This is a genomic window from Achromobacter sp., assembly GCF_032113835.1.
Taxonomy (GTDB): Bacteria; Pseudomonadota; Gammaproteobacteria; order Burkholderiales; family Burkholderiaceae_B; genus Achromobacter.
The window spans coordinates 19,033-33,986 of the sequence record NZ_DAMCTG010000060.1; the positions used below are offsets into that span (position 1 = coordinate 19,033).

12 protein-coding genes are annotated in these 14,954 nt (G+C 64.0%); 3 read left to right on the forward strand and 9 right to left on the reverse strand.

The window, feature by feature from the left end:
• Positions 1-12: 12 nt before the first annotated feature.
• The 9 genes from bamA to rpsB all read right to left on the reverse strand — a co-directional run bounded on the left by bamA (position 13) and on the right by rpsB (position 10,101).
• The gene (bamA, locus tag RT697_RS19060) at positions 13-2,346 is read right to left on the reverse strand and encodes an outer membrane protein assembly factor BamA (RefSeq protein WP_313701012.1); all 2,334 of its coding nucleotides are present in this window, start codon (positions 2,344-2,346) and stop codon (positions 13-15) included.
• A 55-nt stretch (positions 2,347-2,401) separates the two neighbouring features.
• On the reverse strand, positions 2,402-3,733 hold the full coding sequence (gene rseP / locus RT697_RS19065; RefSeq protein ID WP_313701014.1) for an RIP metalloprotease RseP: 1,332 nt from the start codon (positions 3,731-3,733) through the stop codon (positions 2,402-2,404).
• A 39-nt stretch (positions 3,734-3,772) separates the two neighbouring features.
• Positions 3,773-4,975 (reverse strand): 1-deoxy-D-xylulose-5-phosphate reductoisomerase, encoded by a 1,203-nt coding sequence (locus RT697_RS19070; RefSeq protein WP_313701015.1) that lies wholly within the window; start codon positions 4,973-4,975, stop codon positions 3,773-3,775.
• Positions 4,972-5,829, reverse strand: coding sequence for a phosphatidate cytidylyltransferase (locus RT697_RS19075; protein WP_313701017.1), 858 nt, complete (start codon positions 5,827-5,829; stop codon positions 4,972-4,974). The genes RT697_RS19070 and RT697_RS19075 overlap by 4 nt, the downstream gene beginning before the upstream one ends.
• A 51-nt stretch (positions 5,830-5,880) precedes the next feature.
• Positions 5,881-6,642, reverse strand: a complete 762-nt coding sequence (uppS, locus tag RT697_RS19080) for a polyprenyl diphosphate synthase (RefSeq protein ID WP_313701018.1) — start codon at positions 6,640-6,642, stop codon at positions 5,881-5,883.
• 178 nt (positions 6,643-6,820) lie between these two features.
• Positions 6,821-7,381: a ribosome recycling factor gene (gene frr, locus RT697_RS19085; protein WP_056316760.1), complete on the reverse strand. Its 561-nt coding sequence runs from the start codon at positions 7,379-7,381 to the stop codon at positions 6,821-6,823.
• Positions 7,382-7,397: 16 nt separating this feature from the next.
• Entirely contained in the window at positions 7,398-8,114 is a 717-nt protein-coding gene (gene pyrH / locus RT697_RS19090) for a UMP kinase (RefSeq protein ID WP_006223440.1), read from the reverse strand.
• A gap of 178 nt (positions 8,115-8,292) precedes the next feature.
• Positions 8,293-9,171, reverse strand: a complete 879-nt coding sequence (gene tsf, locus RT697_RS19095) for a translation elongation factor Ts (protein ID WP_092582300.1) — start codon at positions 9,169-9,171, stop codon at positions 8,293-8,295.
• Between the two features lie 180 nt (positions 9,172-9,351).
• Positions 9,352-10,101, reverse strand: a complete 750-nt coding sequence (rpsB, locus tag RT697_RS19100; RefSeq protein ID WP_313701021.1) for a 30S ribosomal protein S2 — start codon at positions 10,099-10,101, stop codon at positions 9,352-9,354.
• 934 nt (positions 10,102-11,035) lie between these two features.
• Between rpsB and map the strand changes: the two genes are divergently transcribed.
• From map to RT697_RS19115, 3 genes are all read left to right on the forward strand, one after another.
• On the forward strand, positions 11,036-11,857 hold the full coding sequence (gene map / locus RT697_RS19105) for a type I methionyl aminopeptidase (protein WP_175121933.1): 822 nt from the start codon (positions 11,036-11,038) through the stop codon (positions 11,855-11,857).
• Positions 11,858-11,873: 16 nt separating this feature from the next.
• On the forward strand, positions 11,874-14,480 hold the full coding sequence (locus RT697_RS19110; protein WP_313701023.1) for a [protein-PII] uridylyltransferase: 2,607 nt from the start codon (positions 11,874-11,876) through the stop codon (positions 14,478-14,480).
• Between the two features lie 67 nt (positions 14,481-14,547).
• Positions 14,548-14,954, forward strand: a 407-nt coding sequence (locus RT697_RS19115) for a MarC family protein (protein ID WP_313701025.1), incomplete at its 3' end; no start/stop codon positions are given.

A 14,954-nucleotide genomic window follows, 5' to 3' on the forward strand; every position in this document is an offset into this window, starting at 1 on the left:
GTAACGCCTTGCTTAGAATCCGGTCCCGATCTGGAACTGGAAGCTTTGCTTGTCGTCGCCCGGCTTGGAATTGAGCGGCCGCGCATAAGACAACTGCAGCGGACCCATCGGCGATTGCCACGACAGGCCAACGCCCGCCGAGAAACGCCAGCCGCACGGATCCTCGATCTCGGTGTTGTCCCGGCCGGCCGTGCAGCCCAGGCCGCTGCCTGCCGACACCTGACCGGCGTCGCTGAAAATGAACCAACGCAGCGTGCGATCCTTGGACGCGCCCGGGAACGGCAGGTAGAGCTGCGCGTTCGCCACGATGCGGCGCGTGCCGCCCAGGTAGTCGCCCGTCTTGACGTCGCGCGGACCCAGCGACGAGCCTTCGTAACCGCGGACGGTGCCGATACCGCCGGCATAGACGTTCTTGATGACCGGGTAATCGTTGCTGCCGTAGCTGCGGCCCCAATCGACCATGCCGTTGAGCGCCAGCGTATACGACCCGCCCAGCGGCACGTAGTACTGCTGCTGCGCGGTCAGCATGGTGTATTGCAGGTCGACGGTCGACAGGTCGGCCTTCAGGCGGGTGTACGAACCCTTCGTGGGCGCCAGCGCGCTGTCACGCGTGTCCTTGGACCAGCCTGCGCTGAAAATCACGGAATTGGTCGAATCGCCATATTGGTCGACGAAGTGCTCGTAGGCCAACGGCGAGTTGTTGTACAGGTCGATCTGGTTGCGTTCATAGTTCGCACCCAGGAAGACGCGGTCGTACTCCGAGATCGGGATACCGAAGTTCATGCCCAGGCCCATGGCCTTGACGCGGTAATCACCGTCGTTGTTGTTCCAGGGCTCGGTCACGCGATAGTAGGCGGACGAGGTGCGGCTGATGCCGTCCTTGGTCCAGTACGGATCGGTGTGCGACAGGACGATCGCGCGGTTCGTCTTGCTGGTGTTCAGATTCAGGGTCAGGTTGGTGCCGCTGCCGAAGACGTTGTCTTCGCTGATGCCGGCCGACAGAATGGCCTTTTCGGACGAGCCGTAACCCACGCCCAGGTTGATCATGCCGGTGGGCTTTTCCTTCACGTCGACGTTGACGTCGACCTGGTCGGGCGACCCCGGGACCGGATCGGTCTTGACATTGACGTCGCTGAAGTAGCCCAGACGGTCGACGCGGTCGCGCGAGGTCTTGATGTCGGCGGCGTCGTACCAGGCGGCTTCCTGCTGGCGCATTTCGCGGCGCACGACTTCGTCGCGGGTACGCGTATTGCCGCCGATCTGGATGCGGCGCACATAGACTCGGCGGCTCGGATCGACGTAGAAGGTCAGGTCGGCTTCGTGCTTGGCGCGGTCGAGCTGCGGGTTCGGGTTGACGTTGGCAAACGCGTAGCCCAGTTCACCCAGGTAGTCGGTGATCGCCTTGGCGGAATCGTTGGTCTTGGCGGCCGAGAAGGTCTCGCCGGCCTTGATCTGCACCAGATCGTTGATTTCCTTGTCCAGGCCCAGCAAGTTGCCGGCCAGCTTGACGCTGCGCACCTTGTAGGGCTCGCCTTCGTGGACGGTGATCGTGATGCGGATGTCCTGGCGGTCCGGCGAAATGGTGACTTGCGGCGGCTCGACCGAGAATTCCAGGTAACCCTGGTCCAGGTAGAACGAGCGCAGGCGTTCGAGGTCGCCCTCGAGCTTTTCGCGCGAATATTTGTCGGTATCCGTGTACCAGGTCAGCCAGCCCGGGGTGGTGAGCTTGAATTCGTCCAGCAGATCGCTTTCGGAAAAAGCCTTGTTGCCGACGAAGCGGATTTCCTGGATGCGGGCGACCGAGCCCTCGAACACGTCGAAACTGACGCCCACGCGGTTGCGCGGCAGCGGCGTGACCGTGGAGGTGACTTCGACGCCGTACTTGCCCTTGGACAGATACTGCTGCTTCAGTTCGTATTCAGCGCGCTCAAGCATGGAACGGTCGAAAATGCGGCCTTCCGCAAAACCGACCTGAGACAGCGAGGTGGTAATGGCCTTGGAATCGAACTCGCGCATGCCGTTGAAGTTGACGGAGGCGATGGTCGGACGTTCCTGGACGACCACGACGACGACATTATTGTCCGTCTGGATCTGAACGTCGGTGAAAAAGCCCGTGCCATACAATCGGCGAATGGCTTCGGTGGCTTCTTCTTCGGTGAATTTCTCGCCGACCTTGACGGGGAGATAACCAAAGACGGTGCCGGCGTCGGTTCGTTGAATACCCTCTACGCGGATATCCCGTACGACAAAGGGTTCGAAGGCGTGGGCCAAGGCCGGCAACATCAGCGCGGCAACGAGACCCGGCAGTACACCCTTTTTGTGTTGAAACATCCGGCGAAAAGACATCCTTGAGTATCCTCGGTCGTGCAAATGGCGGGGGATTTTATGCTAAATCGCGTGTTCAAGTGAACAAACGCGTGAAATCGTTGAACAGCGCAAGCCCCATAAGGCTTGCCAATATACCTATGCCGGCGCGTTGTCCGATGTCGATCCATCTCGCAGGCGGGGGGCTACCCCGCACAATTTCGACGAGATAGTACAGCAGATGGCCACCATCCAGCATAGGAATGGGAAGCAAATTTAAAACACCCAGGCTGATACTGATCAATGCGATATAGGCGATATACGCAACAATGCCAATCCGGGCGGTCTGGCCGGCATAGTCGGCAATGGTGACCGGACCGCTGACATTGCGCCACGACACGTCGCCCGTCACCATGCGGCCCATCATGCGCAGCGAGAACCAGGCCGTGTCCCAGGTGCGGACCGCGCCGCGCCAGAGACTGTCGAAAACGCCGTAGCGCACCGTCACCATCGGCACATTGCCGCCAAGTTGCACGCCCAGACGGCCGATTTCCTGGCCGTTGACGACTTCGGGGCGGGGAGTGACGTTCAGGGTGACGTTGGCGCCGTCGCGCACGATCGTCAGGGCCAGCGGCTTGCCGGCGCTTTCCTGGATCTGCTTGACGAGCGCGCCGGTATCGGGCGCCGGCTGGCCGTTCACGGCCACGACCAGATCGCCGGCACGCAGCCCAGCGGCCTGCCCTTCGCCGCCGTCGATCACGGCGCGCACGGCGGGCTTGGGTTGGGCCAGACGCACACCGGCCGCGGCGAGCGGGTCGCCTTCGGCCGGATCCATCGTGTTGGGGGGAAGATCGAGTTCGCGTTGCTGGACGGCGCCCGTCGGGGTGCTGACCTCGATGCTGGCGCGACCGCCGGTGGACATGACGTCCATCAGGCGCCAGCGGGCATCAGACCACGAGGCGACTTCCTGGCCGTCGATGGCCAGAATGCGATCGCCAGCCAGCAGGCCGGCGCGGGCCGCAGGCGTTTCCGCGGCGGGCGGCGCGATGATGGCGACGGGCTCTTCAGTGCCGGCCATGTTCAGGCCGGCATACAGGAACACCGCAAGAATCAGATTGAAGATGGGGCCGGCCGCCACGATGGCGATGCGCTGCCCCACGGGCTTGGTATTGAACGCGGAAGCCGCCAACGCGGGCGAGGCCCCGGGCGGCGCATCGTCCAGCATCTTGACGTAGCCACCCAACGGCAGCGCGGACACGGCCCATTCGGTGCCGTGCCGGTCGGTGCGGCGCAGGATGACCTTGCCAAAGCCCACCGAAAAACGCAGGACCTTCACGCCGCACAGGCGGGCAACCCAGTAGTGCCCGAGCTCATGGAAAATGATCAGTGAGCCAAGCGCTACGGCAAAGGCCAGCAGGGTGAAGAGCATGGGGTCGGAATCTAGGAAATCGGAGGCAGGCGTGGCCCGCTAACAGGCCAGTCCGAGGTTGCCCGCAAAGGCGCGGGCCTCGGCGTCAAGCGCAAGTACGTCGTCAAGACTGCTGAGCGTAACAGATGCCTGCCGCGCTTGCCACTCGAGGGCGGCTTCGATGACCCTCGGGATCCAGGTATAAGCCAGGCGTCCTTCCAGAAAGGCGTCGACGGCGACCTCGTTGGCGGCGTTGAGCGCCACGCAAGCTCCCTGCCCCGCCCGCATCGCGGTGAAGGAATGGGCCAGGCAGGGAAACCGGGTCAGATCCGGCTTTTCGAAATCGAGCCGGCCATGCCGGGTCAGGTCCAACGGTCCTACGCCACTTTCGATGCGATCGGGAAAGCCCAGGCCGTAGGCGATGGGCGTGCGCATGTCGGGCTGGCCCAATTGCGCGAGGACGGAGCCGTCGTCATATTCGACCATCGAATGCACGACGCTCTGCGGGTGCACCACAACGTCGATCCGATCCGCCGGCATCGCGAACAGCCAGTGGGCCTCGATGACCTCCAGGCCCTTGTTCAGCATGGTGGCCGAGTCGACGGAGATCTTGCGACCCATGCTCCAGTTGGGATGCGCGCAGGCTTGTTCGGGGGTGACGTCGTGCAGGTCTTCGAGGTCGCGCCCCCGGAACGGCCCGCCGGATGCGGTCAGCAGCAGACGCCGAACGCCCTTCGCCGGCGTGTGCGGCGCGTCGGCGCGCCCCTGGTGAGGCAGACATTGGAAAATGGCGTTGTGTTCGCTGTCGATGGGGAGCAATTCCGCGCCGTTGTCGCGAATTGCCTGCATGAACAGCGTGCCGGCAGCGACCAGGGCTTCCTTGTTGGCGAGCAGCACGCGCTTGCCCGCGCGCGCGGCGGCAAGTGCCGAAGGCAGCCCGGCCGCGCCCACGATGGCGGCCATCACGGCGTCGCATTGGGGATCAGCCGCGGTGTCCGCCAGCGCCTGGGCGCCCACGCGGATTTCCGGCATGGGCTGGCCACTAGCCCAGCCGTCGATGAATTTCTGACGGGCGGCAGTGTCAGGCACCACCACGACCGCGGCGCGGCTGGCCAATGCCTGCTCGGCCAGTCGCTGCATCCGGCTGTGTGCCGAAAGCGCGTAAACCGCCATCCGTTCCGGGTGGCGAGCAATTACGTCCAGCGTGCTTTCACCGATCGAACCGGTCGATCCCAGCACGACGACACGTTGAAAAGCCGTCAAAACAAGACTCCAGACAAAAGTAGCGCGAACGGCGCAACAGGAAGAATCGCATCGATACGGTCATAGACGCCGCCATGACCAGGCAGGAGCGTGCTGGAGTCCTTGCGGCCCGCACGGCGCTTGAGCAACGACTCGAACAGGTCTCCCACAATGGACAGCACGCCCAGGACAGCGGCGATCGGCAACGCAAGCCAGAAGGTCCAGCGTTGGACCAGTGCATGGCCGAAGGTGCCGTCCCACAGGCTGGACAGCCCGATCCACACCACTGCGCCCAGAACGCCGGCAATGGCGCCTTCAATGGTCTTGCCCGGACTCACGCGCGGAGCCAGTTTACGCTTGCCGAAGGCCCGGCCGGCAAAATATGCCGCAATATCGGCCACCCAGACGAGGGCCAGCAGCGACACGACGAACACCGCGCCGCGCGCCACGTACATCTGGGCAAGGACCGCCCAGGCGGCAAACGCGGCCGGCACGGAGAAGACCGACCAGGCCAGGCTGGCCGGCGGCGCATCGGAACGCCCGCGCACCACGGCGGCCACGCCGCCGAACAGCCATACGGCCGAGACGGCAGGAACCAGGTAGCGCACCACCCAGCCCGGATCGCCGGCGCCGCTACGGTCGCCCGCCAGCCAGGCAGAGGTCAGCACCAGCATGCCGGCGAACAGCAGCACGGCGACGCCGATGGCAATGACGGGGGATGGTGGTTGCGGCAGCGTCAGGCGCAGCCACTCCCAATTGGCGCAGGCGGCCGCAAGGGCCAGCAACGCGACAAACCACCAAGGATTGGCGCTCGCCATGGCGGCGGCCAGAATGGCCAACAAAACGACGGCGGTAACGATACGCTGGCCCAGCATGTGACGGTCTCCTCTTGTGCTGCCTGGAAAGACGCGCGCGTCGCGATCAGCCTACTTGGCGGCTTCGCTGACTTGGGCGCTGGTGCGGCCGAAGCGGCGCTCGCGCGTGCGGTACCAATCAAAGGCGGCCGTGAGTTCATTGGCGCCGAAATCCGGCCAGTAGCGGTCCGTGAAGTAGAACTCCGCGTACGCCATCTGCCAGATCAGAAAATTGGAAATGCGCTGTTCGCCGCCCGTGCGGATGAACAGGTCGGGCTCGGGAGCCCATGCCATGGAAAGATGCCTGGAAAGGCGCTCTTCGTCCACCCGGTCGGGATTCGCCGCAAGGTCGGGCTCTGCCGCCAGCATGGCGCGGGTGGCCTGCAGGATGTCCCAGCGGCCACCGTAATTGGCGGCGACAGTCAGGTGCAGCCGGTCGTTATGCGCAGTGCGTTCCTGGGCAGCGGCGATGAGCTCGCGCAGGCGCGGCTCGAAAGCGCTCAGGTCGCCGATCACGTGCAGACGCACGCCCTGCTCTTGCAGCTTGCCGACCTCACGCTCGAGCGCCTGCACGAACAGGCGCATCAGAAGGGAGACTTCTTCGGCCGGACGGCGCCAGTTCTCGGAACTGAACGCGAACAGCGTCAGGTACCGCACGCCGGCGCGTCCGCAGGCCTCGACCACGCGCCGGACCGCCTGCACGCCCTTGGCATGCCCGGCGGTGCGAGGCAGCAGGCGCCGCGTCGCCCAGCGGCCGTTGCCATCCATGATGATGGCGACGTGCTCGGGGATGTCGCGGATATCGGGGACCGCCTGAGTCGAACTGGTTGCCATTAGTGTTTGGGAACTGCGCACGGCGGACCGGCGAAAAAGACGAATACGGGAAAAAAACCTGCGCCGTCGGTTCCATTGCTACGAGGAAATACCGCGAGGCAATGGACGGGACGGCGCATGTGCAACGAAATCCTGACGCCACGTGGGCCGCAATGCGGCGCCGCGTGGCGTGCTGGGATTATACGGTCATGATTTCGGCTTCTTTCTGGACGACCATCTTGTCGATGTCAGCGACGGCGCGATCGGTCAGCTTCTGGACGTCGTCCTGCGAACGACGCTCGTCGTCCTCGGAGATTTCCTTGTCCTTAACCAGCTTCTTGAGCGCTTCGTTGGCCTCGCGGCGCAGGTTCCGCACTGCGATCTTGGCGTCTTCGCCTTCGCTGCGCACGACCTTGGTCAGGTCACGGCGGCGCTCTTCGGTCAGCGCGGGCATCGGCACGCGGATCGTGTCGCCCATGGAGATGGGGTTCAGACCCAGATCCGACTCGCGGATGGCCTTTTCGATCGGGCCGGCCATGTGCTTTTCGTACGGCTGCAGGCTGATGGTGCGAGCGTCGACCAGGTTCACGTTGGCGACCTGGCCCACCGGCACGGGCGAACCGTAGTATTCGACCTGAACGTGGTCCAGGATGCCGGTGTGGGCGCGGCCCGTGCGGATCTTGGCCAGGTTGGTCTTGAGCGTATCAAGCGACTTGGCCATTCTGGCCTCGGCGGATTTGCGGATTTCTGCTGCGCTCATGGAATTTCCTTTTCTTTTAAACGTGTACCAACGTGCCTTCGTCCTCGCCGCTCACGACTCGCTTGAGCGCGCCGGACTTATTGATCGAAAACACCTTGATCGGCAGTTTCTGGTCGCGGCACAGCGCGAAGGCGGTGGCGTCCATCACTTCCAGACGGCGGACGATCGCCTCGTCGAAGCTGATGCGCGCGTAGCGCGTTGCGGTGGGATCCTTGTTGGGATCCGCGCTGTAGATGCCGTCCACCTTGGTGGCCTTCAGCACGATCTCCGCGCCGATCTCGGCGCCGCGCAATGCCGCAGCCGTATCGGTGGTGAAGAAGGGGTTGCCGGTGCCCGCGGCGAAGATCACGACCTTGCCCTCTTCGAGGTAGCGCAAGGCCTTCGGCCGGATGTAGGGCTCGACGACCTGATCGATATTCAGCGCGGATTGTACCCGGGTGTCGATACCCTTGTGCTTGAGCGCGTCCTGCAGCGCAAGCGCGTTCATGATGGTGGCCATCATGCCCATGTAGTCGGCGGTGGCGCGGTCCATGCCCTGCGCACCCGGGGCGACGCCACGGAAGATGTTGCCTCCGCCGATGACGATGGCCAGTTCGACGCCCGTGGCGGCGACTTCAGCGATCTCATCGGTCATACGGACGATGGTGGCGCGATTGATGCCGAAAGCATCGTCGCCCATCAGCGCCTCGCCGGAAAGTTTGAGAAGAACCCGTTTGTATGCCCTGCTGCTCATAGGTGATATCCCGAAGAACAATCCGACGAAAGTGTAAGACAAGAATGGGGTTGACCCCCAGCGCCGCCCCGCCAGGCGGGTTGGGCGCCCCTGAGGCGTCTGCCTTTGGGGGCCCATGCGGCGAAAAAGGCCGGACTAGAATTTAATCTAGCGCCGGCCTTTAAGCACTACCTAGAGGTCAGGCGGCGCCAGCGGCGGCGGCGGCAACCTCAGCGGCAAAGTCGCTGGTCTTCTTCTCGATACCTTCGCCGACGACGAACAGCACGAACTTGCTGATCGACGCGCCCTTTTCCTTCAGGTGCTGTTCGACCGTGTGCTTGTCGCTCTTGACGAACGGCTGCGACAGCAGCGTGACTTCCTTCAGGAACTTCACGACCGAGCCTTCGACCATCTTGGCGACGATGTCGGCCGGCTTGCCGGATTCGGCAGCCTTCTGCTCGGCAACCGAGCGCTCGGCGGCGATGTCGGCCGGGTTCACGCCGTCGGCGTTCAGGGCCTTGGGCTTGGTGGCGGCGATGTGCATCGCCAGGTCCTTGCCCACTTCTTCGGCGCCGGTGTATTCGACCAACACGCCGATCTTGCCGCCGTGCACGTAGCTGGCCAGCGAGTTGGCGGTCTCGATGCGCTCGAAGCGGCGGATCGAGATGTTTTCGCCGATCTTGCCGATCAGGGCGGTGCGGGTGGTTTCGACGGTGCCTTCACCGTACGGCAGCGCCGACAGAGCGGCGACGTCGGCCGGGTTCTGCGTGGCGACCAGTTCGGCCAGCTTGTTCACGAAGCCGACGAAGTCGTCGTTCTTGGCGACGAAGTCGGTTTCGCAGTTGATTTCGATGACGGCGCCCTTCTTGGCGTCGGCGGAGATGAACAGACCGATCAGGCCTTCGGCGGTGACGCGGGCAGCAGCCTTGCTGGCCTTGTTGCCCAGCTTGACGCGCAGGATTTCCTCGGCGCGGGCCAGGTCACCCTCGGCTTCCGTCAGGGCCTTCTTGCATTCCATCATGGGCGCGTCAGTCTTTTCGCGCAGTTCCTTGACCAGGGCAGCGGTAATTTCAGCCATGTTTGCTCCAAATTTTGCTAAGACACGCCCCGGCGGGCCGGGGCTGTGATTTGATTCGATGGGACGCCCGCACGTGGCGGGCCTGGAAGATGGGAGCCCAGCTTCGCAGCGCCGGCGGGGCGGAAACGGGCCACTTTTGGCGCCGCTTCCAGACCTTACCCGCCGGACATGACAACCGGCTTAGGCCTGGTTGTCTTGCACTTCGACGAACTCTTCCTGACCTTCGCCCAGTTCTTCGACCAGACCGTTCAGGTTTTGCTCGCGGCCTTCCAGGACGGCGTCGGCGATGCCCTTGGCGTACAGCGCGATGGCCTTGGCCGAGTCGTCGTTACCGGGGATGACGTAGTCGATGCCTTCGGGCGAGTGGTTGGTGTCAACCACGGCGACCACGGGGATGCCCAGCGTCTTGGCTTCGGCGATGGCGATCTTGTGGTAGCCGACGTCGATCACGAACATGGCATCGGGCAGACCGTTCATGTCCTTGATGCCGCCGATCGACTTGTTCAGCTTGTCCAGTTCGCGTTGGAACAGCAGGCCTTCCTTCTTGATCATGCGCTCGGCGCCGCCTTCGGCGACAACGGCTTCCATGTCCTTCAGGCGCTTGACCGAGGTCTTGACCGTCTTGAAGTTGGTCAGCATGCCGCCGAGCCAGCGGGCGTCGACGAAGGGCATGCCGCAACGGGAAGCTTCGGCGGCGACCAGCTCGCGAGCAGCGCGCTTCGTGCCGACGAACAGGATGTTGCCACCGCGAGCAGCCAGCTGCTTCACGAACTTGGTGGCTTCCTGGTACTTATCAACCGTCTTTTCGAGGTTGATGATGTGAATCTTGTTGCGGTGGCCGAAGATGTACTGCGACATCTTGGGGTTCCAGTAACGGGTCTGGTGACCAAAGTGGACACCCGCTTCCAGCATTTCGCGCATCAAAGACATTTAATTCTCCAAGGGTTGGTTTCTTGCGCCGCACCTGCATCAGCATCCTGCTGACACCCTGGGTGGTGTTGCGCGCGATTTCCCGCAAAAACGCGGGATGACAAAGATTTTAACCGGGCCGGCCGATCACTGCCGCAATAACTACGACGCTCCAGGCGCGTTGCTTGAAGCGGCTCGCCTTTTACGACTTCTACTACGCTGCCGCGATAAACCCAGACGGCCGCCACACGACAAGAAACTTGCATTGCGCCTGTCCGACACTCCAGGAAGGTTCCTGGAAGTTTCTTCGAGACGCACCCGGAATTGTTTTGTTGGCGGCGAAATCCAGTTCTTCGCAAACCTGGCCGCAAGGCCAGCCCGCGCATCAGGCCGCTGTGGCAGTTCTTAAGGATCCTTTTCAGGATGCGCTTTTCAGCACACGCTTTTCAGCATAATTCCAAGAACTTAATTCAGCGCCCATACCGAACCTGCATCGCCGCTCGAAAACACTTCCGGGCTTGCAAGCACACCGCGCCCAGCCAGCGTTAGCTTTCATGCCCCAAGCCCCATGCCCCAAGCTTCCTGCCCCAAGCGCATCCAGCCGGATTTCCGTTTTTCGCCCACTTTTCCCCGACACCAGCAGCCTGCCCGAATTCGCTCCACAACCTTCGCTTGCGGTGAAACTTCAGGGCTTGCCGCGAGATCTCAAGAAAGAACCGCGCGAAACCAGATTTCCTGCCGGGTGTGCACTAGAACCTCTGCTCTAGACCTGTGCTCTGGACCCAAAGGCCAGCACCCGCCGGGTTTGGCTGGGAGCCAGGATGTTCCACCCTGACGGATGTTCTTGTCCTGACTCTTCTTGCCGGTAACCCGATTGCTCCCCAAATTTTTAGGGAAGCCTATAATTCTACTATTCTTTCAAGCAGACATTCAAGCGACTCGTCGCAAGCATTCCATGGGCACAATCACCAATCCGGCCGACCTGGCCAAGATGCGCGCCGCCTGCCAGGACGCCGCCAAAGTTCTCGATTTCATCACGCCGCACGTCAAGCCGGGCGTCACCACGGGCGAACTCGACCGCCTGTGCCTGGAATATCTGACCGACGAACTGAAGGTCAAGTCCGCCACGGTCGGCTACGCGCCCCCGGGCTACCCGCCCTTCCCCGGCGCCATCTGTACCTCGGTCAATCACCAGGTGTGCCACGGCATCCCCGGCGACAAGGTGCTGAAAAACGGGGACTCATTGAACATCGATGTCACGATCATCAAGGATGGCTGGTTCGGCGACACGAGCCGGATGTACGCGGTGGGCGAACAGTCCATCCTGTCCCGGCGCCTGTCCGACATCACCTTCGAGTGCATGTGGAAAGGCATCCAGCAGGTCAAGAACGGCGCCACGCTGGGCGACATCGGCAACGCGATCCAGAAGCATGCCGAATCGAACGGCTTCTCGGTGGTGCGCGAATTCTGCGGCCACGGCATCGGCGAGCGTTTCCATGAAGACCCGCAGGTGCTGCACTACGGCAAGCCCGGCACGGGCGTGAAGCTGGTCACCGGCATGCTGTTCACCATCGAGCCCATGATCAATGCCGGACGCCGCGAGATCCGGCAACTGGCCGACGGCTGGACGGTCGTCACCCGCGACCACAGCCTGTCCGCGCAATGGGAACACGCCGTCTGCGTAACGGAAACGGGCTACGAGGTCCTGACCCTCTCGCCCGGCATGCCCCAGCCGCCCGCGTTCATCACCGAACCCATCGTCATCCCCGCCGTCTGAACACCCGCAGCCACCCATGACCGCCGAAATCCTTACCCAGCTGCGCGAACGCATCCAGGAATCCCGGCGGGCCGCGGTGGCCCAGTTCCGGGAACACGAACGGCCGGACATCCTGCTGACCGAACTGCGCCGCATCGTGGACGCCGCGCTGCGGGATCTGGTCAAGCATTGCCCGCTTCCCATCGGCGCCACGCTGGCCGCCGTTGGCGGTTATGGCCGGGGCGAGCTCTACCCCCATTCCGACGTCGACCTGCTGATCCTGCTGCCGCACGCGCCGACGCCCGACGAAGAATCCGCGATCGAAAAGCTGGTGGCGTCGCTGTGGGATCTGGGCCTGGAGCCCGGCCACAGCGTACGCACCATCGAGGATTGCGAGCGCGAGGCGGACGCGGACATCACCGTGGAGACCGCGCTGCTGGAATCCCGCTGGCTGGCCGGCAGCCGCGTGCTGATGCGCAAGTTCGACGCCGCGACCAAGTCCCGGCTGGATCCGCAGGCGTTCTTTCTGGCCAAGCGCGTCGAAATGCAGCAGCGCCACGCGCGCTACCACGACACGCCGTACGCGCTGGAGCCCAATTGCAAGGAATCGCCTGGCGGCTTGCGCGATCTGCAGGTCATTCTGTGGATGGCGCGCGCTGCCGGCTTTGGCAACAACTGGCGCTCGGTGGCGCAGGCGGGGCTGCTGACCTCGTCCGAGGCGCGCGATCTGCGCAAGGCCGAGCAGGCCTTCAAGCGCCTGCGCATCGAACTGCACCTGCTGGCCAACCGGCGCGAAGACCGGGTGCTGTTCGATCTGCAGCCAGCCCTGGCCGAGGTCTACGGCATTCACGCCACCGCCACCCGGCGCGGCAGCGAACTGCTGATGCAGCGCTACTACTGGGCGGCGCGGCTGGTGACCCAGTTGAATGGCATCCTGGTGCAGAACATCGAAGAGCGGCTGTTCCCGCGCCCGGACAGCGACGCGCGGGACATCGACGACGATTTCCGCAATCTGCGCGACCGCCTGGACATCATTCGGGACGACGGTTTCGAGCGCAATCCCACCCTGCTGCTGCGCGCATTCCTGGTGATGCAGCAGCACCCCGAGCTGACCGGCATGTCGGCCCGCACGCTGCGCGCGATCTGGCATTCGCGCCATCGCATCGACGCGCAGTTCCGCCGCAACCCGGTCAACCGCAAGCTGTTCCTGCAGATCCTGCAGCAGCCGCGCGGCATCGTGCACGAACTGCGGCGCATGACCATGCTGAACATCCTGCCGCGCTATCTGCCGGTGTTCCGCCGCATCGTCGGCCAGATGCAGCACGACCTCTTTCACGCCTATACGGTGGACCAGCACACGCTGGCGGTGGTGCGTAATCTGCGCCGCTTCACCATGCCCGAGCACGCGCAGGAGTATCCGCTGGCCAGCCAGCTGATCGCGGGCCTGGACCGGCACTGGCTGCTGTACGTGGCAGCGCTGTTTCACGACATTGCCAAGGGCCGCGGCGGCGACCATTCCGAACTGGGCGCGCGCGAGGTGCGCAAGTTCGCGGCGGAACATGGCATGGAACCGGAGGACGCGAAGCTCGTCGAGTTCCTGGTGCGTCAGCATCTGCTGATGTCGGCAGTAGCGCAAAAGCGCGACCTGTCCGACCCGGACGTCGTGCGGGAATTCGCGGCCACGGTCAAGGACGAGCGCCATCTGACCGCGCTGTATCTGCTGACGGTGGCCGACATTCGCGGCACCAGCCCCAAGGTCTGGAACGCCTGGAAGGGCAAGCTGCTGGAAGACCTGTACAAGCTGACGCTGGCGGCGCTGGGCGGCGCCCATGCCGACGCCCACACGGTCCTGGCCGAGCGCAAGGAAGAAGCGGCACGGCTGACCCGGCTGGCCGGCCTGCGCGACGACGCGCGGGAAGCGTTCTGGAATCAGCTGGACGTGGCGTATTTCCTGCGCCATGACGCTTCCGACATCGCCTGGCACACGCGCCACCTGTACCACCAGGTCGCGCCGGTCAAAGCCGTGGTCAAGGCGCGCCCCACCGAACAGGGCGAAGGCCTGCAGATCATGGTCTACACGCGCGACGCGCCCGACCTGTTCGTCGCCATTTGCGGTTATTTCGACGCCAAGTCGCTGTCCATTCAGGACGCGCGCATCCACACGACCCGCCATGGCTGGGCGCTGGACAGCTTCATCGTCCTGCTGCCCGAGGGCGCGAGCGACCTGCGCGCGCAGGCCACCCTGGTTGAGCACGAACTGGCCGAACGCCTGAAGGACCCGCAGGCGGCGGCGCAGGCGCAACCCGGCCGCGGCGGCTGGTACGGTCGTGGCCGGCAGTCGCGCGTGTCACGCGTGTTTCCGGTCATGCCTCAGGCCGAACTGCAACCGGACGAGCGCAGCACGTCGTGGCGCCTGTCCGTCACGGCGACCGACCGGCCCGGGCTGCTGCACGCCCTGGCGCGCGTCTTTGCGCGCCACGAAATCAACCTGCTCATGGCCAAAATCATGACGCTGGGCGACCGTGTGGAAGACGTATTCATCGTGGACGGATCCGCGCTGGCGCGCCCCCGCAGCCAGATGCAGTTCGAACGCGACATCCTGGACGCGCTTTCCGGCGACGACGCCCAGCAGCGCGCCGCCTGAGTCCACATCGCCAGACCGCCCCGGAACGCATACAATCCGGGGTTTCGGCCCGGCGATGCTCGCTCTCATGCAGCTAAATGACTATCTGCGCGTTTTCGGTGGCAGCTTTTTCTTCGCGCTGGCCACGCTGCTGCCGTTCCTGAACCCCCCTGCCATCGCGCCCATCTTCCTGTCGCTGACCGAGGGCGCCTCGTCGTCCACGCGCATGATCCTGGCCAAGCGCGTGGCGATCAACGTGTGCCTGATGCTGGTCGTGGCGATGGTGGCCGGCAACGTGCTCCTCAGCTTCTTCGGCATTTCGCTGTCCATCGTTCGCGTCGGCGGCGGCATGCTGGTGATCGCCAGCGCCTGGCGCCTGGTGAACTCGCCGGACGCCGACACCGAGCGCGTCGCGCGCATGGCCGAGTCGTTCACCCCCGAAATGGCCAAGGCCCGCGCGTTTTATCCGCTGACATTTCCCATCAGTTGCGGCCC

Bases quoted from the DNA above. Each gene is read 5' to 3' on its own strand.
- bamA (WP_313701012.1), bottom strand. From the start codon at position 2,346: ATGTCTTTTCGCCGGATGTTTCAACACAAAAAGGGTGTACTGCCGGGT.
- rseP (WP_313701014.1), bottom strand. From the start codon at position 3,733: ATGCTCTTCACCCTGCTGGCCTTTGCCGTAGCGCTTGGCTCACTGATC.
- RT697_RS19075 (WP_313701017.1), bottom strand. From the start codon at position 5,829: ATGCTGGGCCAGCGTATCGTTACCGCCGTCGTTTTGTTGGCCATTCTG.
- uppS (WP_313701018.1), bottom strand. From the start codon at position 6,642: ATGGCAACCAGTTCGACTCAGGCGGTCCCCGATATCCGCGACATCCCC.
- frr (WP_056316760.1), bottom strand. From the start codon at position 7,381: ATGAGCGCAGCAGAAATCCGCAAATCCGCCGAGGCCAGAATGGCCAAG.
- pyrH (WP_006223440.1), bottom strand. From the start codon at position 8,114: ATGAGCAGCAGGGCATACAAACGGGTTCTTCTCAAACTTTCCGGCGAG.
- tsf (WP_092582300.1), bottom strand. From the start codon at position 9,171: ATGGCTGAAATTACCGCTGCCCTGGTCAAGGAACTGCGCGAAAAGACT.
- rpsB (WP_313701021.1), bottom strand. From the start codon at position 10,101: ATGTCTTTGATGCGCGAAATGCTGGAAGCGGGTGTCCACTTTGGTCAC.
- map (WP_175121933.1), top strand. From the start codon at position 11,036: ATGGGCACAATCACCAATCCGGCCGACCTGGCCAAGATGCGCGCCGCC.
- RT697_RS19110 (WP_313701023.1), top strand. From the start codon at position 11,874: ATGACCGCCGAAATCCTTACCCAGCTGCGCGAACGCATCCAGGAATCC.